The sequence below is a fragment of the uncultured Aquimarina sp. genome (genome assembly GCF_947492405.1).
GTDB lineage: Bacteria > Bacteroidota > Bacteroidia > Flavobacteriales > Flavobacteriaceae > Aquimarina.
Genome location: NZ_CANLMP010000001.1, coordinates 1 through 22622, shown reverse-complemented (window position 1 = coordinate 22622; position 22622 = coordinate 1). Strand labels below are relative to the sequence as shown.

The window sequence follows — 22622 nt, the reverse complement described above, 5'->3', positions numbered from 1 at the left end:
TAAATATTTACATTTACTGCCTATGCGTATACTAACACTATTTTTAATATTCAATATTGGAATCGGGCACTGTCAAAAAGACATTCCGAAAGACTATTTTATAAACCCTTTAGATATTCCTCTTGCTGTTTCTGGAACTTATGGAGAACTACGATCTAATCATTTTCATTCTGGTTTAGATTTAAAAACAGAAGGTCAGGAAGGCTTAAAAGTATATGCAGCAGGTGATGGAACTATAAGTCGAATAAAAATTTCTCATTTTGGATACGGAAAAGCAATGTATATATCACACCCTAATGGGTATACATCTGTGTATGCACACCTCCAAAAATTTTCCCCTAAGATAGAGGCATATATCAAAAAAAGGCAATACGCAAAAGAATCATATGAAATCGAACTTTTTCCGAAGGCGGGAGCTTTATCTATTAAAAAAGGAGATGTAATTGCTTATAGCGGTAACACAGGAGGTAGTGGTGGTCCACATTTACATTTCGAGATAAGAGATTCAAAAGCAAGACCAATGAATCCTATGTGTTTTGGTATTGACATCAAGGACACTAAAAAACCTACAATTAATAGTGTTTGGATATATAGTCTTGATAAAAACTCACATGTTAATGGAGATCAACAACCGGCAAAATTAAGATTAATACCATTGGAGAATGGTAGTTATAAAGCTGAAGGCGTTAATGCAATAGGAAAAATAGGGATTGGTGTTTCGACCATAGATCAACAAAATTTAGCAGCCAACAAAAATGGGATTTATAAGATTTCGACAGAACTCAATGGTCAGGAAAATTTTGCTATGGAAATGAAACGATTTTCATTTTCGGAGACTCGCTATATTAATAGATTAATTGATTACTCATACTATAAAAAGAATCGTAATAGGATTACAAAACTATTTATTGAAAAAAATAATCCGCTTACCATTTATAAAAATATCGTTGACAAAGGAATTTTTAAAGTGGAAGATAGCTTATCGTATACGGCTAAAGTTTTAGTCGAAGATTTTAAGGGTAACACCACTGTAATTAGTATCCCAATACAGGGAAAACAACTACCTGAGTTTTCAAAAAAAGAAATTATTAAGACTCCTTATCTAGCAAAACCAACAGAAAACTTTACATTTAATTCTGGGATTTTTGATTTGTATATTCCTAAAGGTAGTTTGTACGAAAATGCATATCTAGACATTCAGGCCAATGGTGATACTATTAAAATTCATCAGGATGAAATTCCATTACATAAAAACATGACAATTGTATTTGATGTTTCTAACTACAGTGAATCAGATAAGAAAAAATTATATATAGGAAGGTTAGGCTATAACAATAAGCATTATTATGTAAAAACCAATAAAAAAGTCAATCGTTTTTCGACAAGAACAAGAACACTGGGTAGTTACTCTTTATTTACTGACCTTAACATACCCACCATAGTTCCCATAAATGTATCTGGTAAAAAATGGATGTCCAAAGCTAATTTTTTAAAGATTAAGATTGATGACGCTGATTCTGGAATAAAAAGCTATCGCGCTACAATAAACGGGAAATTCATTTTGATGGAGTATGATTATAAAACAGGAATGTTAGTTTATGATTTTAATGACAAAATAATTGCTGAGACAGAAAATAAATTTAAACTTATTGTGTTAGATAAAGTAGGAAATAATGCTACATTTGAAACAACATTCTTTAGAAAACCGTAAATAGATATATTCTTTGAAAAATCTCCACTTCCTTTTTGTTTTTTTTCTAGCCTTCACAAGTCATAACATAATAGCTCAAAATGCAGTCGTAAAAGGTGTTGTTCTTAACGAGTTCAACAAACCCATAGTTGGAGCCAATGTATCCTATGAAAATTCTGGCACACGCACAGACCAAAATGGTGTATACATACTCAGTATTCCTGCTAATGAGGATGTAAAAATTAAAATAAGTCATGTTGGTTTAAAGGATATTATTTTCACCATTAACTTAAAGGAAAACCAGGAGTATGAATTAAATCCTGTATTAAAAACAGATATTGAACAGATCAGCGAAGTAATTATTACTGGGAGAGAGCGAAAAGTGGTAGAAGGAATTACGACATTAGATCCAGAAACAATTCGTATAACTCCATCTGCTAATGCTGGTGTAGAAGGCTTGCTAAAAACGCTTCCAGGAGTTAGCTCTAATAATGAATTGAGTACTCAATATTCGGTAAGAGGAGGTAACTTTGATGAAAACTTAGTATATGTAAACGAAATAGAGGTTTATCGTCCTTTTCTTATTCGTTCGGGACAACAAGAAGGATTAAGTTTTGTGAATACCGACTTGGTAAGAAATGTTGATTTCTCTGCAGGTGGTTTTCAGGCAAAATATGGAGACAAACTCTCTTCTGTTCTAGATATTACATATCGCAGACCGACACGATTTGATTTAACTGCCGATCTAAGTCTATTAGGAGGAAGTATATCTGCCGGAGCAATAACGAAGGATAAAAAATTTGCAGGAGTAGTTGGTGTTCGATATAGAGACAATAGTCTTTTAGTAGATGCCAGACAAACTGAAACTAATTTTAGACCTAGATTTGCGGATCTACAAACCTACCTATCTTATAATTTTTCTGATAAGTTTGAATTAGGTTTTCTAGGTAATATTGCGATCAACAAATACGATTACGAACCACTAACACGTCAAACCAATTTTGGTACAATTACGAATCCGATTGCACTAACAATTTTCTATGATGGTCAGGAAAAAGACCAATATGAAACTTATTTTGGTGCATTAAAAGGCACATATCAAGCTAATGAAAATTTAACTTTAAAATTAATCGGTTCGGCTTACCATACACAAGAGCAAGAGTATTTTGATATTTTTGCCGCTTATTTTTTAGGAGCAGTAAATACAGATATTGGTAGTGAAGATCTTGGTGAAGTTGAGTTTAACGAAGGTATTGGTTCTCAACTAACTCATGCGAGAAATGATCTTGATGCTTTAATATTTAATCTTGAGCACAAAGGAACCTATATTGCAGATGAGCATCAAGTAGATTGGGGTATAAAATATACTTCTGAAGACATTAGAGATCGAATTCAGGAATATGAAGTTATTGACTCTGCTGGATTTTCGATTCGCCCACCTGGTACTTTTATTAATGATCAACCTTATAATCCTAATGCAAGTCCTATTGTTCCTTTCACTAGTGTAAGAGCTACTAATATGGTAACTATTGATAGGTTTTCGGGATACGCTCAGTATAGTTTCCGATCCACTATTAAAGAACACGAAATTTGGATGAATGCTGGAATAAGAGCACATAATTGGAATGTTTCTGGAGATGGAATTAATAGTACTTCTCAGACCGTATTTAGCCCAAGAGCTCAAATAGCCATCAAACCCGATTGGAAAGCAGATATGATTTTCAGACTTTCTGGAGGGGTGTATCATCAACCTCCTTTTTATAGAGAATTAAGAGATATTCAAGGAACCGTTCAACCCGATGTAAAAGCCCAACAATCTATTCATTTAGTCGCTGGTAATGATTACAGTTTTAACATGTGGGACAGACCTTTTAAACTTACCACAGAACTATATTATAAAAAGCTTACAGATGTTAATTCGTATACTATAGAAAATGTAAGAATTCGATACCGAGCTAATAACAATGCTGAAGCATATGCCGCCGGATTTGATTTAAGACTAAATGGTGAATTTGTTCCTGGAACTGAAAGCTGGGTAAGTCTTGGTTTACTAAAAACTGAAGAAAACCTTGATGATAGAGGATATATTGCAAGACCCACTGATCAAAGAGTAAAAATCGGAGCACTGTTTCAGGATTATGTACCTACGATTCCCAATTTAAAAATGTATCTTAATCTTGTATACCAAACAGGTGTTCCTGGTGGTTCACCGAGTAATGCTGATCCATACAATTTCCAGACTAGATTGCGAGATTACCGAAGAGCAGATTTAGGAATTTCTTATATCGTAGTAGATCAAAAAATAAGACGCAAAGAAGGTAGTTTCTTTAATAAATTTAAAGAGCTGAATCTAGGATTTGAAATCTTCAATGTTTTTGATAATCTTAACTCTATCACAAACACCTTCGTTAGAGATGCTGCGTCACAACAACAATTTTCCATTCCAAATTTCTTGACTCAAAGGGTTTTTAATGTCCGATTGGGAATGAAGTTTTAATCCTCAATAAACTCTTTTAAAACACCAATCACATAATCCACCTCTTCTTTTGTATTATATTTAGAAAAAGAAAATCTAATCGATGGTTTAAGCATATCTTCTTCAGACAGTATTTCTGTTAAGACATGAGAGCCTTTATTGCTTCCACTTTGACAGGCACTTCCTTTGGAACAAGCTATTCCTTTGATATCTAATTGAAATAATAAAATACCAGCTTTTTCCTGAGATATCGGAAGGCATACATTAATTAAGGTATACGTACTATGAGTTAAATCACAACAATTTGCATTAAATTTGATCCCATCAATTTGTTCCTTTAACTGATCTACAAAATATTGTTTTAGATTAGATATATATGCTTTTTCTTCAGTCATATGTTCATATGCTAAACGTAATGCCTCGTCCATACCTGCAATATTATGCACTCCTTCTGTTCCACCACGATACCCTCTCTCCTGCTCACCTCCATAAATCAATGGTTTTAGTCCGGAATTCTTTTTGATATATGCAAAACCAATTCCTTTTGGACCATGAAACTTATGAGCACTAACTGCTGTAAAATCTACATTAAGCTCACTTAAATTTACATTAAGATGCCCTATTGATTGCACCATATCACTATGAAAAAGAGCTTCATGCTTATTACATAAATTACCTACCTTATCAATATCTAAAATAGTTCCTACCTCATTATTGACATGCATTAAGCTAACTAATGTTTTAACAGTACTATTAACCAATAACTTTTCTAAATGATTATAATCAATAGAACCATCTACAGTAACATCTACATAGCTTACAGATATATTAGTTTGCGATTGTATTTCCTGGACTGTATGTAAAACTGCATGATGTTCGATTTTTGAAGTAATAATATGTTTTACTCCTAAATCTCTAACAGCACTATTTATTGCCAGATTATCAGCTTCGGTTCCACCAGATGTAAAAATAATTTCGGAAGCTTTTACCCCTAAATATTTTGCTATATTCTTTCGAGCTTGCTCAATATGATTTTTAGCGGATCTACCAAATCCATGAGTAGAAGAAGGATTTCCATAATCCTCTCTTAACACCAAAGTCATCCTATCAATCACTTCGGGACGCAACTGCGTAGTTGCCGCACTATCGAAATAAACCTTTTGCATTAAATCTAAAAAATTAGTTATAAACCAACAAAAAAATACAATTAATGCAATAACGAACAATGCATTTTATCATATCTTTATTTTATAACCACAAATCTAATTCAAATAAAATTATTTTCCTCGCTGCACGTTATAATCTTTCAATTCCATTATTTTTGTCAAAATATTCAGAAAAAAATATACCTAAAATAAACATGTGTAAATTTCATTCGTCTTTATCATATGTAAACTATTTTAGTATACTATAAGATTAAAGTATAGTTTCCTATAATGAAACTTCAATTTGTTACTAATTTTCAAAACATAGAAAGTGAAAAAGCTTTTATATATTTTTATTTTTTTGGGGTTAATCTCTTGTGATGATGGTGATATCATTGTTACTAGTTTTGAGTTTGATGACGTAGATCTTCAACTTTGCGAAGGAGCTAAACCCGACGAATTTGTTTTCTTTAAGATAAATACGTCCGTTAATGAATCTATATCATATAATTTTATTGATGCGACATATTCTGCAACTACTATAACCGAAAACCCAATTATTATTAACTTAGACAACTTGGATAATGGTCTGATTTACAGAAAATTTAATACTGCTATTACTTCAGATTATTACTGCAACAATATTCCTGATAGCAATATTATTGTTACTGAAGAACTTTTAAGTGTAAACGGTGAAGCAACTATAACTAACTTAATAGTTAGTGAAGATGACAATGACGGCGTGGAATCTACTTTAGAGTCTCCAAACAATATTGACCCTGAGGCTGATCCGGATGGTGATAGGGTTCCTAATTATCTGGATGATGCTATGGATGACAGCGCTATCGGAAATACGAATCAAACTATGGAAAATCCTCTAGGAATAGAGGAAGGATATGACACCGATGGTGATCAAATTCCTGACTTTAAAGATCAAGATGATGATAATGACAATGTATTAACCAGTGTGGAGTTACCTAACAGTGATCCGAATGACGATAGTTTTCTTGATACAGACGGAGATGACATCCCTAACTACATCGACCCAGATGATGATGGAGATAATATTCCTACTATAGATGAGGATATTAATGGAAACGGAAACCCAAGAGATGATGACACAGACGATGATGGTATCGCTGATTTTCTGGATGATGATGATGATGGAGATAATGTTTCTACAGTAGATGAAGATGTTGATGGTGATGAGAATCCAAGAAATGACGATACGGATGGTGATGGTATACCTAATTATTTAGATAATGATGATGATGGAGATGGCATTCTAACAATTGATGAAGATACTAATGGAGACGGGAATCCAATGAATGATGATGATGATGGGAATGGCATACCTAACTATTTAGACTCTAGTATCATGGGTAATAATCCCATTACAAATACAGAGAATCTTCCTGTTCTTGATAATACAGTCATTACAACTTTTAGAACTACATTAACAATTAGTGATCTCATTTTAAATGAAGTTAATGACCAATTTACAAATGATGATTTTTCCTTTGGTTTTAGAGACCAAACCATCTCCATTACCACTCCCTTAAATTAAGACTAATAGAATGATGAATAAACTATATTTTTTATGTTTCACACTCCTACTAATAAGTTGTAGCGAAGGTGATATTATAGAATTTTCTGTTGATGATTTGAACGGAGATCTGGAAAATTGCTCTAATGAAAATGATAATACTTTTGTATTTTTCGTAAATGATGTAGATATGAATAGATCATTATCGGTTAACTTCACAGATTCCAGTTTCGAAATTAATCCCGAAATGACATCTGACATATCTCTGGATGAACCTACAGTAATAACACTAAATGCTAGTAACAATCAACTTCTATATAGAGAATTTAACACTTCAATTATTGGAGAAGAATATTTCTGTAGTAGTATTCCTGTAAGTAATATTAACGTAACTTTAGAACTTATAAGCACTAATGGAACGGCTGAAATTAGTTATGAAGCTGCAGAGGATCAACCCGATCCAACTCAAACTGCATATTCCAGAACTGTTATATTAAAGGATGTAACACTAGAAGGAGATGGTATTGCGTTACGAAAGGAAAAATTGGATTTAGGATCAGATACTATATTCATCCCGAACTAACTATCCGTTTTTAGGGTTTTGTAATATATAGATTTCCATAGCTCCAAGACCGTATTTTTTATAATCTGCATCTGATATACTAATATTATCGTATCGTCCGAACAAATATTTTAATTCCTCTTTAAGAACTCCTTGTCCCACTCCGTGTATAAAAACTACCTTTGGAATACGTTTACCAATTGCAAAATCTAATTGCCTTTTTGCAGTATCTAGTTGTAAAGTAACCATTTCGTGATTAGTCATCCTTTTTGTAGATTTAACCAACTTATGTATATGGAGATCTACTTCCATAGGCGGTACACTTCTCTCTTTAGGTTTTATTGTTGGCCTTTTAGGTTTCTTTTTAAAAATCTCTTTTTCCTGTAGATTCCTCTCCACTTCTTCATAAGAAGGAATGATTAAATTATCAGATTGCTCTTTCACTAATTCATTAGTCATAAAAATCATGTCAAAACCATCATCAGATGTTATGGTGATCTCATTTCCATTAACAGAAATTACCTTACCGCTAATAGGTTCGTCTAATACCGAAACTATATCTCCTATCTTAATCATGTTCTCTACTCTTCTTCTTCATTATTTTTAGGATACTCCATATTATTATTTGTTGCTCTGGATGATACACTTGTATTTATTATAAATATCCCAGACATCAAGCATACAATCCCTGCACTCTGTAAATAATAGTTCTTTTTAGATGATGCTATTTCAACAATTAAAAAAATAGCACCTACGGTTATCAAAAGAAGACTAAATATCTTTTTTAATTTCATTTTATCCATTATGCAAAAGTATCAAATATTAGATTTTTTCTAAGCATTAATTTTTCGAATACTCAAATTGTGTATATTGTGCCACATAATTAAGAAAAAATGTCTTTGGAAAAGTATATGTTTCCTTGTCTAAACAAAAAACTTTTTGGTGTTGATTGTTTAGGATGTGGTTTACAAAGGTCGGTAGTGCTTCTATTTAAAGGAGAATTTGTTGCTGCTTTCCAAATGTATCCTGCTATATATCCTTTACTTATTCTTCTTTTTTTCTTAGGGTTTAATTTTTTTATTAAATTTAAACAAGATTCACTTGTAAAAGTTGTCTTAACTATTATATCTGTGCTTACAATGGTTGTAAGCTATCTAATCAAAATGAAATTCATTTTTAACTAATCGACTATTTTTATGGAAAAACAAACCTTACCTAATTCTACCCTTATTTTAGTATTCGGTATCTTATCAATTTTAGGATGCTGTTGTTATGGAATTCTTGGTCTTATTTTTGCGATAGTAGCTTTGGTTCTTGCTAAAAAGGCCACAGCAATGTATACAGAAAACCCTGAACTATATGAAGGATATAATAATGTGAAAACTGGAAAAATATTAGCAATAATTGGTTTAATCCTAAGTGCTATTTATCTAGTCTTTGTAGTTATCATGTTTGCAACTATAGGTTATGAAGGTTATATGGATATGGTCAGAGAACAAATGGGACAATATTAATAAAACCAAAATTTAATATATTTAAAACTGCTTTGTTGACAACAAAGCAGTTTTTATTTTTTGAGCTTATTAGAAATGAATGAAACAATAACTTTTCTTGAGAATAATCTTCTGTTTTGCCCTTCTAAAGAATTCATAGGAATTGAATGTTTGGGTTGCGGGCTTCAAAGAAGTTTTATTCTTTTGATAAAAGGAGAATTTCTGAACTCTATCATAATGTATCCTGCCTTAATACCAATGCTTATTATGGTTGGATTTTTAGTTAGCCATATATTTTTTAATTTTAAAAATGGTGCAAGCATCCTTAAATACTTTTATTTCTTGAATATAATCCTTATTGTTGCCAATTATTTTATCAAACAATTATCATAAACATACATGGAAAACAAACAACAATTACCTAATGCTACCCTTGTTCTTATCTTTGGTATTGTTTCAATAGTTACTTGTTTTTGCTACGGAATTCTTGGATTAATATTTGGGATAGTAGCCTTAGTAATTTCTAAACAGTCTATTAAACTTTATAATGAAAATCCAGAGTTTTATTATGGATACGAAAACCTAAAAGCTGGAAGAATTTGTGCTATAGTTGGTATAAGTCTTAGCTCTCTATATCTATTAATAATCTTAGGTTACATCGTTTTTGTAGGGGCTTTGATTCCTTGGACAGAGGTTTTTAATCAATAGAACTTTTTGTTATAATATAAATATTATTTCCTATCAACAAAGGAATAACAAAAAGCACCCAATAAGGGTGCTTTTAATATAAAACGTAGTTCTAAAAAACTATTCTTTTATTTATTCAAATGCTTTAAGCGTCTTTGTAATAATTCCGACACATTCTAGCAACTGTTCTTTAGTCATTACCAATGGTGGTGCAAAACGTATGATATTTCCATGAGTCGGTTTTGCTAATAACCCATTTTCTTTTAAGGCAACACAAATATTCCACGCAGTTTCACTTTCTTCATCATCATTTATTACAATAGCGTTTAGCAATCCTTTACCTCGAACAAGATTAACCACATTGGATGTTTTGATATATTCATTCAATTCTGATCTAAATAATTCTCCTAACTGATATGCATTTTCTGCAAGCTTTTCATCCCTTACAACTTCTAATGCAGCAACTGCAACCGCTGCTGCCACGGGATTTCCACCAAACGTACTTCCATGGTTACCAGGCTTGATAACTTCCATAATATCATCATTCGCTAATACTCCAGAAACTGGGTATGCGCCACCACTTAGTGCTTTACCAAGAATCAAAACATCAGGTTTTACATTAGGAGTTCCAGAACAGTTTTTATCACTACAAGAACAATTACCACAAGTAGCTAATAATCTACCTGTTCTCGCTATTCCTGTCTGAACTTCGTCTGCAATAAATAATACATTGTGTTTTTCACACAATGCTTTTGCTTTAGCCAAATAATCTTCAGAAGGAACATATACCCCTGCTTCTCCCTGTATTGGTTCTACCAAGAATCCAGCTACATTTTTATTATTTTCTAATGCTTCTTCTAATGCTTTAAGATTATCGTATTCGATTTTTATAAATCCAGCCGTGTATGGTCCAAAATTCTTTCGTGCAACAGGGTCATTAGAAAAAGAAATAATGGTAGTAGTTCTTCCGTGGAAGTTGTTTTCACAAACTATAATCTGAGCTTCATTCTCTGCAATACCTTTCTTTTCATATGCCCATTTTCTACATATTTTTAACGCTGTTTCTACAGCCTCTGCACCAGTATTCATTGGTAACAACTTGTCAAAACCAAAATATTCTGAAGCAAATTTTTCATATTCTCCCAATTTATCATTGTAAAATGCACGAGAGGTTAGCGTCAATGTTTGCGCCTGCTCCATCATTGCACCTACTATTTTTGGGTGACAGTGTCCTTGATTAACGGCAGAATAAGCGCTTAAAAAATCATAATACTTTTTTCCTTCTACATCCCAAACATATACTCCTTCTCCTTTCTTTAAAACTACCGGCAAAGGGTGATAGTTATGAGCTCCATACTTGTTTTCTAAATCGATTGCTTGTTGAGAAGTTAATTTTTCTAAAACAGCCATTTTTAATAATTTAAATTGATAAAATAACCATTCCTTCTGTACCTTTATCCTTTCGAAAAGACTCGAAAATTCAGCGTGGGAGAGAAATCATCCCTAAGAGAACCGTAAAATTACTAAATCTTTATTGATTATTTAATTTTAGAGTCTGTAATGCACCCTATTTTTAATTATTCAAAATAATTGATTTTCATTATTACGATTTAATGATTTCTAAAGCCAGAGCACCTATTTATTGATCGTACTTTGCGGCTATAGATGAAATCTGCAATTCCAGTCTTTTAATTTCTCTTAATAATGCATTTTTATCCATTTGCATCCAAGAAAACAACTTAAGCATTCCTGTTATCATAACACAGAAAAAACCAGCTGCGCTCCACTTTATAAGTTCATTAGTATTATCGGTATTTAAAAAGCGAATTAGACAATATATAAAAAGCCCAAATACTACAAGGTTTACGATAAACATCATAATAATAACCCAACTATTCCGTGTTTTGAAAAGCCCCCCTACCATTTCTAATAAGTTTTGCTCATCTAATTCGTCATAAAACTTCGCTTCTTCATTGGTTAATGTTTCTTTTATCAATTGATCGATATCTTCCATATTATTTTTCATGATTTTTATTTTTTTAGAATTAATTTTAATTTTTCTCTGGCAGTAAACAAGCGGGATTTTATAGTACCTGTAGAAACGTTTGCTATTTCGGCTATTTGCTTTACACTATAACCATCGAGATAAAAAAGATGAAGCACCATTTGTTGATTATTAGGCAACATCTTTATAGATTTTTTTAATACTATCATTACACTATCATCGTTCTCTTCGGTATCATAATCTATCGGAATTTGATCTAGGCTTTTACCGTAAGAGTTTATACCCTCTAATTCTTTTTTATTTTTACGTAGCCAATCATACGATTTTCTTGTAACTATGGTCAAAGCCCAACTCCCGAAACTATTAGGGTCTTTCAGATTATGAATTTTTAGTAATATTATACTCCAGCTATCTTGAGCGATATCTTTAGAAGCCTCTATATCCTTACTATACCAATACGCCTGTTTACATAATTTCTCATGCCATCGTTTAACAAGAATTGCTGCAGCTTTCTTATTTCCGGATTGGCACTGTAATACCAACAAAGAATCAAATGTTTTATTGGTGTTTGTCATGGTAACCTTTATAATATAGACGTAGAAATATGAATTAGGTTCATTTTTTTTATTCTTTTCATAAGATATGTGGAATATTTAATAAGTATATAGTTTCTATTCTTATTTTTGCGCTATGGCGAGAAAAAACAGAAAACAGGTTTTTGAGAATATAGAAGTAATCGATGCTGGTGCAAAAGGGAAAAGTATTGCCAAAGCTCCTGATGGAAAAATTATATTCATAAACAATGCGGTTCCTGGTGATGTGGTAGATATACAAACTACAAAAAAACGAAAAGCTTTTTATGAAGGGTCTGCAACCGTTTTCCACAAAAAGTCGGATAAACGGGTAGATCCAGTTTGCAAGCACTTTGGTACTTGTGGTGGATGTAAATGGCAGTTTATGGGATATGAGCATCAATTATCGTATAAACAACAAGAAATAGTTAATAACCTGACACGCTTAGGCAAAATAGAATTGCCTTCTGTAACTCCAATTCTAGGTTCTGAAGATCAATTTTTCTACAGAAATAAAATGGAATTTTCATTTAGTGATAGTAGATGGTTAACACTAGAGGAAATACAGAGTGGCACTGAAATCGAGAACCGTAATGCATTAGGATTTCACATTCCCGGAATGTGGGATAAAATTTTGGATATTGACACATGTCACTTACAAGAAGATCCTAGTAATGCAATTAGAAATAAGGTAAAGACATTTGCTACTGAGAATAACTTACCTTTTTATAATGCTAGAAATCAAAGTGGTTTTCTACGTACTTTGATGATGAGAATTGTATCTACTGGAGAAATTATGGTTTTGGTTCAGTTTTTTTATGAAGACGTAGAAAAAAGAACATTATTACTAGATTATATAATTTCTGAATTCCCTGAAATTACCTCTTTACAATATGTTGTTAATACAAAAGGAAATGACACTATATATGATCAGGAAGTAATCTGTTATCACGGAAAAGATCATATAGAAGAAGAAATGGAAGGTTTACGTTTTAAGATTAATGCTAAATCTTTTTATCAAACTAATTCTAAACAAGCGTACGAATTATATAAGATAACAAGAGATTTTGCCGGTCTTACTGGAAATGAATTAGTGTATGACTTATATACCGGTACAGGTACTATCGCTCAATTTGTAGCTAAAAAAGCAAAAAAAGTAATTGGTGTTGAAGCAGTTCCTGAAGCTATTGAAGATGCCAAGACAAATGCAAAACATAATAATATTGATAATGTAGAATTCTATGTTGGGGATATGAAAAAAGTATTTACGTCAGAATTTATTACAACTCATGGACAACCTGAAGTTGTAATTACAGACCCTCCAAGAGATGGAATGCATAAGGATGTTGTAGGTCAATTATTAAACATTTCGCCCAATAAGATTGTATATGTAAGTTGCAATAGTGCAACACAAGCAAGAGACTTGTCGTTATTAGATAGTACGTATAAGGTTACCAAAGTACAACCTGTAGATATGTTCCCACAAACGCACCATGTAGAAAATGTGGTTTTATTAGAAAAAAGATAATTCATGAAGTTATACAAGACTTTAATCCCTTTGGTTTGCTGCCTTACTGCAGTTTATCTAAGTTCTAGTTGTGAACGAGATGATATCTGTGCAGAAGATACACCAACTACACCATTTCTGATTATTAAATTTATTGATGATGTTACCGTATCTGATATTAAACAACCTGTAGATCTTGAAGTGAGATCTACGGATCCTTTAATAACGAGTACAGTTCCTGATGTTGTATCAAGGGATTCAATAATGATTCCTTTAAGAGTAGATTCTCAAATTACAGAGTTTGAATTTATTATTAATGCCACAAATGATGATACAACTTTAGCAAATGGAGATATAGTTAGTTTTGAGTATACCCCAGTAGAAGAGTACGTGAGTAGTGCTTGTGGATTTAAAGTGAATTTTCAAGGACTCACAAGTACTCTAACACAAGAAGAAGACGAAGGAAACTGGATTAAAAGAATAACGATAGAAGAAGATAACGTAACCAATGAAACAGCTGCACACGTATTTATTTTTCATTAGCCTGTTGATTTCAGGTACGATATTGAGTCAAGAAACTGAAGAAACTAACATTTCTGCAAGAGACACTTTACCTCCTGCCGAAAAATATGGTTTAAGAGTTGGTGTGGATATCGCACGATTAATTAGAACTGCTATAAATGACGACTATTCCGGTTTTGAGATTAACGGAGATTATAGAGTATACAAAAACTACTATTTGGCAGCAGAAATAGGAAATGAATCTCTTTTAAGAGATGAAGAAAATATTGAAGTAGAAGGGGCCGGAAGCTATATCAGATTAGGTGTTGACTATAACGTCTATAAAAACTGGTATGGAATGCAAAATAGTATCTATGCCGGTCTTAGATATGGTTTCTCTACTTTTGACCAGACATTAAACAGTTATAGAATATTTACGGGAACTGATTTTTTTCCCAATGAACCTATTACAGAAAAAAGAGAAGCTGAAGACTTAACTGCTAGCTGGATAGAATTTACTTTAGGAATCAAAGTAGAAGTACTAAACAATCTCTATTTGGGAGCCAGTGTATCTTTAAGAGGACTTGTTAGTGAAAAAGATCCTGATGGATTTGATGATGAATTTGATGGATTTGAAAATTTATTTATTCCGGGATACGGAAGAACAAATGACTTTAGTCAATTTGGAGTTGGTTATACATACACTATTAGCTATTTAATTCCTTTTATAAAAAAGAAAAGATAGACAACCACGGTACTTTAATCAATTAAATTAAGACTTATTATCCTGAAATTTAGCTTTTTTACTTCCTGCATACATTTCGTATTTCACTAAACGGCATTCTAATTTACCATTAAATACTTTTATTTTTCGAGAAGGTCTTAACCCTACATACTTTATAGCTTCAAGATTAGAAGTTATAAACCAAGCATTCGTATCTGGATAGCTCTGTTTAAGTGTATCCCCTATTTGTTCATAAAACTTTTCTTCATCTAATTCTAAACGTTCTCCATATGGTGGGTTAAAAACCATATGAAGCTTTTCATCCTCATTTTTAGAACTTTCAAAAAAATTATCATCTTTAATACTAATAAAATCAGTAAGATTGGCATTTTCTACATTTTTTTTCGCCTTTCTAACTGCAGATGGAGCTTTATCAAAACCAACAATTGAATGATGAAAATCACGTGTTTTTTTCAAACTAGCTTCTTCAATTTTTTCAAATAAATCCATATCCCAATCTAACCACTTTTCAAAAGCAAACTCTTTTCGGTTTAAATTAGCAGGAATATTACAAGCAATCATGGCTGCTTCTATAGCTAAAGTTCCACTACCACACATTGGATCTAGAAAATCACATTGCCCATCCCATCCAGATAACAATAACAGGCCAGCTGCTAAGACTTCATTTATCGGAGCAATATTTGTCGCACTACGATATCCTCTATGATGTAATGATCCACCAGAACTATCTAAAGATACTGTACATAAGTCTTGTTGGATATGAATATTAATAGTCAAATCTGGATAATCTGTATCTACATTGGGTCTCTTTCCTGTTTCTTTCCTAAACTTATCTACAATAGCGTCTTTGGATTTTAAAGAAATAAACTGAGAATGCCGAAATATTGTTGAGTTTACTGTTGCGTATATAGCAAAAGTATCATCAGCATTTAGATACTCATCCCAACGAATAGATTGAATAAAATTATATAAATCCTTTTCATTACGGATTTTTTTGGAAGAAATAGGTTTCAATATTTTCAAAGCCGTTCTTAAGCAAAGATTTGCCTTATACATAAAGCCTGTATCACCATAAAAACTAACCATTCGATTACCTATTTGAACCTTTTGCGCACCTAGATTCCTTAGCTCTTTTGCTAATATTTCTTCAAAGCCAAAAAAGGTTTTGGCTACCATTTTAAATGAATGATTCACTTCTTTAATAATTCTAAGTTATTCAACTTTCAAAAAACATTAAATATATTATTTCGAGAAAGTTTTTTTTGTTTTTGAGACTAAGCTTTTATAATTCGTTTGACCTTGCGGTAATAAACCGCAAAAATACATTAATTTTGCGCCCTATGCTAAAAGATTCTACAATGTGGTATGCATCATGGTTTGATACACCATATTATCATATATTATATAAAGATAGAGGTCACGAAGAAGCCCAGGAATTCATGGATAACTTGACTAGTTATCTAAGTTTAGAGCCAGAGGAAAAAATTTTGGATCTTGCTTGTGGTAAAGGAAGACACAGTGTTTATCTAAATAAATTAGGATATAATGTTACTGGAGTTGACCTTTCTAAAAACAGTATTGAATACGCATCTCAATTCGAAAATGAATCATTGAAGTTTAAGGTACATGACATGTCTAAACCTTATTCTGAAAAGTTTTCTGCAGTATTCAATCTTTTTACAAGTTTCGGTTATTTTGAAAAAGAAGAATGTAATCTAAGTACAATTAAAGCCATAAAGTCTGATTTAAACGAAAGAGGCTTTGGTGTTATTGACTTTATGAATGTAGATTATGTAATAGATAACCTGGTTCCAGAAGAAACGAAAGAAGTATCTGGGATAAATTTTCATATAAAAAGATATGTAGAAGATGGTTACATCTACAAGGAAATTAAATTTAATGACAATAATGAGGATTTTTTGTTTACTGAAAGGGTAAAAGCTTTGACCTTAGAAGACTTTAAAAATTATTTCGAAGAAGCCCAAGTAAGTTTGCTTGATATTTTTGGCGATTATCATCTTGAAAAATTTCATAAAACCGTTTCTCCTCGACTCATTCTTATTTTTAAATAGTGTATAACTACATACTCTCCATATCAGCAGTTTTTATAGGTTCATTAATAGTGTATATATTTAAACCTAATAATCAAAAAAAACTAAAACTACTTCTAGCTTTTAGCGGAGCATTTTTGTTGGCTATTACGATATTTAATTTATTGCCTGAAGTCTTCGAAGAACATCAATATGCTAAGCAGACAGGTGTTTGGATTATGATTGGAATTTTACTTCAAAAAGTACTAGAATATTTCTCAAAAGGAGCAGAACACGGACATATACATATTCATAAAGAAACAACCAGGATTCCTAAATTGCTTTTTATAAGTTTAGGAATTCATGCTATTTTAGAAGGTTTTCCTATTCATCATACAGAAGGTATTCTTATTGGGATTATTATTCATAAAATTCCGGTAGCCATGATTCTAACTACCTTTTTATTTAATACAAAAATAAAAAGACCTATTATCATATTGTTTCTTCTTATTTTCGCTTTATTGACACCTTTAGGAACGTTTATCTCTGAACATTTTGTCGCAGTACAAGAATACTATAAAGAGATTACTGCTCTCGTCATTGGTATATTTCTACATGTTTCTACCACTATTCTATTTGAAAGTAATGAAGGCCATAAATTTAATATTACCAAATTAATGGTTATTCTAGCTGCAACAGCTTGTGCTTATTTCATTTAATATGTTTAGTAAAGAAGAATCAAAAAAAATCAGACAAGAATTCTGGACTACATTTGGTAAAACGCACCCTCGTAAATGGCTTTTATATAATACAAAGATTAAAGATGTAACACTTAAGTTCACCTTTACTACCAAAGTCGCTCAGGTCTCTATAGACATAGAACCTTATGATAAGGTTATACGAGCTTATTATTATGACAAGTTTTTAAGTTTGAAAAATATTATTCTTTCTGAATATCTAGATGATATCATTTTTGATGAATACTATCAATTAGAAAATGAAAAAGTCATTTCTCGTATTTATGCGGAGCTGCCAGATGTAAGCATACATAATAAAAAAACTTGGGAAATGACTATGAAATTCCTAAACGAAAAGATGCTCATACTTGAAACTTTCTTTTTAGAATATAAAGATTTTATCGAATCATAATTAACAAAACATAAATAATTTTATTAATTATTTATGAAATTCGTAAATATGAAAGATTTTTCATACATTAGTTTCTAACACAAACTCAATCTTATGAAAAATTATTTTAAAGTTATAGCGATATTGCTATGCGCAATTGCATGCGTGCAATGTACAGATGAAAACATCTCCACGAAAGCATCTGAAATTGGCTTGGAACTCCAGAATGAAAATAATTTCGTTGGAAAACTGATGGTAAACAATCACAACATATCCTATGTTGTTAATGCTTCTTCCGAGCTTAATTTTACTTTGTCATTAGAAATTGATAAAAATTTGATAGATGTCTCTATTAATTATGAAAACGAAAGTATAGCTATAAATGGTTACGATAATGTCTTATCAGAAAACCAAAAAGAAGCATTACTTAAAATGGGACAACTAATATCAGAATATATTTTAAGCACTAAAGATGGTGACATATCTATGACAGAGTATACACTATTAAGCATGACGGAATATCTTGCAAAGTCACCCGATAATTATATCTATGCTAAAAGAAACATAATATCCTCCAATAACACAAACACTTTAAAAAGCAGGAATGAAGGTATTACTTGTATCAGAAAGAACACTTACGTAAATGCAGAATATGATGATTCTAGAGGTAATCACAGAGATAGAGTAAAGGTTGGTAGTAAGCCAAGAAACAATTACGGATGTATGGGACGATGCGGAGGAGACTGTGGTAGATGGTGGATACCTAGTGCCTGGACAAAAGATTGCATGGATCATGATCAATGTAGTAATATCAATAACGCCAGTGGAGGAAGTAGTGACAGAAACTGTGGCGATGAGTTTAATGAAGCAGCAGATGATTATGTTTTTGGAGTAATTAGAGGGTGTAGAGGATAAGGAACTATAAAAGCAAATAATATGATTGGTCAGTCTGAGTTTGTCGAAGACAATTTTTAAGTCAAATGTTTAATAACTTCGACAAGCTCAGTTTGACAAATATCAACTGATTTTTAGAAGGTCTTGTTATATTAGCTAATCTTTTAAACTTTTGTCATTTATTTTTTTGAAAAGATTCTATTTCGAAAAAAAAATTCCAAAATCAAATCTACTTTAAATTATATACTTCAAAATAAATATATAATGAAAGATACTACCTGCTAACACAAATAAATGCCAAATTACATGGTTAAAATTTAGCTTATTAAAAGCGTAAAATAATATCCCAGAAGTATAGGCCAATCCTCCTAACATAAGATACATAATTCCATCCGAACCTACTTGATTTGTTAATGCACTGATATCCAAAACAATTAACCACCCCATTAGCAAATATAAAATCACTGAAAGAATTTCGAATTTTCCAGTAAAAAAAAGCTTTAGAATTGATCCAAAACCAGCCAAAGACCATACTAATATAAAAAGAAGCCATCCTTTACTACTTACTAAACCAATTAAGGTTACCGGTGTATATGTCCCTGCTATTAGTAGATAAATACTAATATGATCCATAACCCTAAAACGATTTTTAAGAACAGTATCATTTGTATAATGGTATGCCGAAGATGCAAAATACAGCACCATTAATGAAATCGAATATAACAGTATTGAAAATGTACTATAAGAAGTTTTATATGTATCATTTAGTAGTAAGAAAAACAAACCTAAAACAGAAAGGAAGAAACCAAATCCATGAGTTAACCAATTCCATCTTTCTTCAATCGGTGTTTGTATTTTCATAGATTACAAAAATAATAAAGTACTAATGTTTCAAAGCCTATTTCATTACAATTATAAATAATAACATAAAATATAACAGTTACTTTCGTCATATTGGTATTCAAAACAGGATATTAAAAAGTAAGGTTAATACTACTTTTTTGGTGTTAAAAACAAAATAAATACGTTTTAACCACATTTTTAAAGCATTTAAACCCGTAATTATGTTTTTTTATATATATTTAGATACCCCAAAATCTAAAGTAACAAATGAAAAATATTAAAATCACCAAGTATTTTATATGTTTCCTATGCCTTAACTTATTTTTTTCTACTCTTTACGCCGATCAATACGAAGAAATGTCATTCGTTGAATTGGAATGTAGAATTATTCATACAGAAGAACACTTAAACTCGATTGGAAGAGCGAATAGTGTTATGATTATTGAAGATATTATAGACATTTCTACTAAATTCAATGCACAACAAGAATATTATTTAAAAGGATACTCCTATAACCTATTAGGAAAAATACATTTCCTTAATAAAGAATATAAACAAGCTCTTAAAGAATATAAAATTGCCGAGCTATTTATAAAAGAATTAGAAGAAGATTCTGAACTAATTATAGATGTTAATAATAATATCGCCTTAGTATATCTAGAGGGTTTTAACAAACCAGCAAGAGCATTAAAACGAATTAAACATATTTACGAAAACTCTAAAAACCTAAATAGCGACTATAAACATAGCTTAGAACTAAATTTAGCCAATATTTATCTAAAAACAAGAAACTACAGAAAAGCTCATAGGCTATTAAAAAAATGTCATAAATATTTTAGCCAAAATGCTGAACATATTAGTGAATTACTTTTAACATATTTAAGTTTTGGTGAGTATTATAAGATTCATAATAACTATAACAGTGCAATAAGACATTTCGAAAAAGCAGCTTCTATCGCAGAAAAGAATAAAATGTCTAGAGAAGCAATGAACATTTATAAAAAGTATGAGGAGTTACTTGTGAAATTCGGAAGACAAGACAGAGCTTATGCGATTCTAAAAAAGTATACTAAACATCACGAAACCGCATTAGAAACCGAGAAATTAGAAACAAATCAATTTAAAGAGAAATTAGTAGTAAGTAATAAGAATAACAGCATACAAACTCAAAAAGCAAAACAATCAAAAACAGTTTCTATATTTACTTTATCACTGCTAATATTATGTCTGATCCTATTTTGCTTTTTCATCTATAATCATAGAAAAACAAAAGTTCTTGGAGAATCTTTAGCAATTAGGAACAAAGAATTAAAAATTTCGAAAGAAAAATCAGATCGTCTTGCAGCCGTAAAGACAAAATTTATATCTACAGTAAGCCATGAGCTTAGAACCCCACTATACGGAGTAGTTGGTTTATCATCTATTCTTATGGAACGAATCAAAGATGAAGAAAATCATAAGTTTATAAAACTAATGAAATTTTCAGCGGATCACTTACTTAATCTTATTAATGACGTTCTTCAAGTTACTAAAATGGAATCTTATGAAATAAGTCTAGATAAGTCTGCATATAACATCAAAAGCTTAGCAGATGACATCAAAAACTCATTTGAATATCAAGCTGATAAAAATGGTAACACATTACATCTTAATTTTGATCCAAATATACCACACTATCTTATTGGAGATTCTGTAAGATTATCGCAGATCTTCATTAATCTCATTAGTAATGCAAATAAATTCACCAAAAACGGAGACATCTGGTTAAACTTTGTCAACCCTATAATCACAAATAATAAAGTTAAAATCACCTTTGAAATTAAAGATAATGGAAGAGGAATCCCTATTGATAAGCAAGGAATTATTTTTGATAAATTTTCTCAAGCTAATTCAAAAGATCATACAACTGGTACTGGGCTTGGCTTACACATCGTTAAAAATTTGGTTAATCTTCATGGTGGTGATATCCAAATAAAAAGCTCTCCTGGCAAAGGTTCTATGTTTTATTTTTCAATTTCTTTTGAAATTGATTCTACTACTCAAGAAAAAAATCAAATAAACAATTTGAAAAAATATATCAAATTAAAGAACACTGAAGACTATAATATTCTGATTGTTGAAGACAATAAGATTAATCAAATAGTAACTCAGAATGTTTTAAAAACCAAAGGGTTTAATTCCAGTATCGCAAGTGATGGTCTGATTGCTATTGAAATGGTAAAAGAAAATAGATATGATCTCATATTAATGGACCTAAACATGCCTAACATGGGTGGAATGGAATCAACTAAAATAATTAGAGAATTTAATCCAGATGTACCTATTATAGCATTGACTGCATCAGATACACAAGACACGGTACAGGCAATCCTTAATCCAGATTCAGGTTTCAATGACTTTCTTAGAAAACCCTACAAAAATGAAGAGTTCTTTCAAAAAGTTGAAGCACACATTAATGGTAAAATCTCAAAGGCATCTTAGTAAGGGTATTAATTAATAATAAAATTCAACATTAATCTTATACGTTTTTAGATAAAAGATGATTTTTAATATACTATATTCTTTTATTAAAATAGTTAATCATTATAAATCCGCTTGAAAATTTTAGATCTAAAAATAGATCTCTAACTAAAGTTTGAATCATTATATTATTCTTGATTCTGCCCTCCCTATCTAAATCACTATAATTTTTTGTATAATTATTTTAAAATCAAAACATCGAGACATAAAAAAACCCTTCATTGTCATAATGAAGGGTTTTCAAGGAAGGCGGCGACCTACTCTCCCACGATTGTAGT

At 31.3% G+C, this 22622-nt stretch carries 24 protein-coding genes; 16 read left to right on the top strand and 8 right to left on the bottom strand.

Annotated elements, in window-relative coordinates; genetic code table 11:
• Positions 1–22 precede the first annotated feature (22 nt).
• Together Q0829_RS00115 and Q0829_RS00110 are read left to right on the top strand one after the other, a co-directional pair.
• Positions 23–1711 (top strand): M23 family metallopeptidase, encoded by a 1689-nt coding sequence (locus Q0829_RS00115; RefSeq protein ID WP_298538551.1) that lies wholly within the window; start codon positions 23–25, stop codon positions 1709–1711.
• A 13-nt stretch (positions 1712–1724) separates the two neighbouring features.
• Positions 1725–4187, top strand: a complete 2463-nt coding sequence (locus Q0829_RS00110; protein WP_298538549.1) for a carboxypeptidase-like regulatory domain-containing protein — start codon at positions 1725–1727, stop codon at positions 4185–4187.
• Here the strand turns inward: Q0829_RS00110 and Q0829_RS00105 are convergent.
• Positions 4184–5332 (bottom strand): cysteine desulfurase family protein, encoded by a 1149-nt coding sequence (locus Q0829_RS00105; protein ID WP_298538547.1) that lies wholly within the window; start codon positions 5330–5332, stop codon positions 4184–4186. The genes Q0829_RS00110 and Q0829_RS00105 overlap by 4 nt on opposite strands.
• Before the next feature lie 310 nt (positions 5333–5642).
• Here Q0829_RS00105 and Q0829_RS00100 point away from each other — a divergent pair, with 310 nt between their 5' ends.
• Both Q0829_RS00100 and Q0829_RS00095 read left to right on the top strand, forming a co-directional pair.
• Positions 5643–6878 (top strand): hypothetical protein, encoded by a 1236-nt coding sequence (locus Q0829_RS00100; protein ID WP_298538545.1) that lies wholly within the window; start codon positions 5643–5645, stop codon positions 6876–6878.
• A 10-nt stretch (positions 6879–6888) separates the two neighbouring features.
• The gene (locus Q0829_RS00095; protein ID WP_298538543.1) at positions 6889–7440 is read left to right on the top strand and encodes a hypothetical protein; all 552 of its coding nucleotides are present in this window, start codon (positions 6889–6891) and stop codon (positions 7438–7440) included.
• Here the strand turns inward: Q0829_RS00095 and Q0829_RS00090 are convergent, their stop codons facing one another.
• Positions 7441–7995, bottom strand: a complete 555-nt coding sequence (locus Q0829_RS00090; protein WP_298538541.1) for a DNA mismatch repair protein MutS — start codon at positions 7993–7995, stop codon at positions 7441–7443.
• A 5-nt stretch (positions 7996–8000) separates the two neighbouring features.
• Entirely contained in the window at positions 8001–8222 is a 222-nt protein-coding gene (locus Q0829_RS00085) for a hypothetical protein (RefSeq protein ID WP_298538539.1), read from the bottom strand.
• Between the two features lie 90 nt (positions 8223–8312).
• Here Q0829_RS00085 and Q0829_RS00080 point away from each other — a divergent pair, with 90 nt between their 5' ends.
• The 4 genes from Q0829_RS00080 (at position 8313) to Q0829_RS00070 (ending at position 9620) form a co-directional block, all read left to right on the top strand.
• Positions 8313–8603 carry a DUF2752 domain-containing protein gene (locus tag Q0829_RS00080; RefSeq protein ID WP_366892372.1) on the top strand — a complete coding sequence of 97 codons (291 nt, stop codon included), beginning with the start codon at positions 8313–8315 and terminating at the stop codon, positions 8601–8603.
• Between the two features lie 12 nt (positions 8604–8615).
• Positions 8616–8933: a CCC motif membrane protein gene (locus Q0829_RS00075; protein WP_298538538.1), complete on the top strand. Its 318-nt coding sequence runs from the start codon at positions 8616–8618 to the stop codon at positions 8931–8933.
• A gap of 75 nt (positions 8934–9008) precedes the next feature.
• Positions 9009–9305: a DUF2752 domain-containing protein gene (locus Q0829_RS27590; RefSeq protein ID WP_366141955.1), complete on the top strand. Its 297-nt coding sequence runs from the start codon at positions 9009–9011 to the stop codon at positions 9303–9305.
• A 6-nt stretch (positions 9306–9311) separates the two neighbouring features.
• Positions 9312–9620, top strand: a complete 309-nt coding sequence (locus tag Q0829_RS00070) for a CCC motif membrane protein (RefSeq protein WP_298538536.1) — start codon at positions 9312–9314, stop codon at positions 9618–9620.
• Positions 9621–9731: 111 nt separating this feature from the next.
• On the opposite strand, the gene rocD is transcribed toward Q0829_RS00070, so the two are convergent.
• The 3 genes from rocD to Q0829_RS00055 all read right to left on the bottom strand — a co-directional run bounded on the left by rocD (position 9732) and on the right by Q0829_RS00055 (position 12179).
• Complete coding sequence (gene rocD / locus Q0829_RS00065) at positions 9732–11009, bottom strand: ornithine--oxo-acid transaminase (RefSeq protein ID WP_298538534.1); 1278 nt, start codon at positions 11007–11009, stop codon at positions 9732–9734.
• A gap of 229 nt (positions 11010–11238) precedes the next feature.
• Positions 11239–11625, bottom strand: coding sequence for a DUF6768 family protein (locus Q0829_RS00060; RefSeq protein WP_298538532.1), 387 nt, complete (start codon positions 11623–11625; stop codon positions 11239–11241).
• A 5-nt stretch (positions 11626–11630) separates the two neighbouring features.
• Positions 11631–12179 (bottom strand): sigma-70 family RNA polymerase sigma factor, encoded by a 549-nt coding sequence (locus Q0829_RS00055; RefSeq protein WP_298538530.1) that lies wholly within the window; start codon positions 12177–12179, stop codon positions 11631–11633.
• 115 nt (positions 12180–12294) lie between these two features.
• On the opposite strand from Q0829_RS00055, the gene rlmD reads away from it, so the two are divergent.
• Genes rlmD through Q0829_RS00040 form a run of 3 tightly spaced genes read left to right on the top strand, consistent with a single transcriptional unit; the run spans position 12295 to position 14929 of the window.
• Positions 12295–13704: a 23S rRNA (uracil(1939)-C(5))-methyltransferase RlmD gene (rlmD, locus tag Q0829_RS00050; RefSeq protein ID WP_298538528.1), complete on the top strand. Its 1410-nt coding sequence runs from the start codon at positions 12295–12297 to the stop codon at positions 13702–13704.
• 3 nt (positions 13705–13707) lie between these two features.
• The gene (locus Q0829_RS00045; RefSeq protein WP_298538526.1) at positions 13708–14226 is read left to right on the top strand and encodes a DUF6452 family protein; all 519 of its coding nucleotides are present in this window, start codon (positions 13708–13710) and stop codon (positions 14224–14226) included.
• A complete protein-coding gene (locus tag Q0829_RS00040) occupies positions 14192–14929 on the top strand; it encodes a DUF6048 family protein (protein ID WP_298538524.1) in 738 nt (245 codons plus the stop codon). The genes Q0829_RS00045 and Q0829_RS00040 overlap by 35 nt, the downstream gene beginning before the upstream one ends.
• A gap of 27 nt (positions 14930–14956) precedes the next feature.
• Here the strand turns inward: Q0829_RS00040 and Q0829_RS00035 are convergent, their stop codons facing one another.
• Complete coding sequence (locus tag Q0829_RS00035; RefSeq protein ID WP_298541178.1) at positions 14957–16105, bottom strand: class I SAM-dependent RNA methyltransferase; 1149 nt, start codon at positions 16103–16105, stop codon at positions 14957–14959.
• A 164-nt stretch (positions 16106–16269) separates the two neighbouring features.
• Here Q0829_RS00035 and Q0829_RS00030 point away from each other — a divergent pair, with 164 nt between their 5' ends.
• From Q0829_RS00030 to Q0829_RS00015, 4 genes are all read left to right on the top strand, one after another.
• Positions 16270–17001, top strand: coding sequence for a class I SAM-dependent methyltransferase (locus Q0829_RS00030; protein WP_298538522.1), 732 nt, complete (start codon positions 16270–16272; stop codon positions 16999–17001).
• The gene (locus tag Q0829_RS00025; RefSeq protein ID WP_298538520.1) at positions 17001–17678 is read left to right on the top strand and encodes a ZIP family metal transporter; all 678 of its coding nucleotides are present in this window, start codon (positions 17001–17003) and stop codon (positions 17676–17678) included. The genes Q0829_RS00030 and Q0829_RS00025 overlap by 1 nt, the downstream gene beginning before the upstream one ends.
• Before the next feature lies 1 nt (position 17679).
• The gene (locus Q0829_RS00020; RefSeq protein ID WP_298538518.1) at positions 17680–18108 is read left to right on the top strand and encodes a DUF4268 domain-containing protein; all 429 of its coding nucleotides are present in this window, start codon (positions 17680–17682) and stop codon (positions 18106–18108) included.
• Between the two features lie 93 nt (positions 18109–18201).
• Positions 18202–19002: a hypothetical protein gene (locus Q0829_RS00015; protein ID WP_298538516.1), complete on the top strand. Its 801-nt coding sequence runs from the start codon at positions 18202–18204 to the stop codon at positions 19000–19002.
• Between the two features lie 213 nt (positions 19003–19215).
• Here Q0829_RS00015 and Q0829_RS00010 read toward each other — a convergent pair whose 3' ends face one another.
• Entirely contained in the window at positions 19216–19842 is a 627-nt protein-coding gene (locus tag Q0829_RS00010; protein WP_298538513.1) for a hemolysin III family protein, read from the bottom strand.
• A 339-nt stretch (positions 19843–20181) separates the two neighbouring features.
• On the opposite strand from Q0829_RS00010, the gene Q0829_RS00005 reads away from it, so the two are divergent.
• Positions 20182–22305 carry an ATP-binding protein gene (locus tag Q0829_RS00005; protein ID WP_298538511.1) on the top strand — a complete coding sequence of 708 codons (2124 nt, stop codon included), beginning with the start codon at positions 20182–20184 and terminating at the stop codon, positions 22303–22305.
• Positions 22306–22622: the final 317 nt, after the last annotated feature.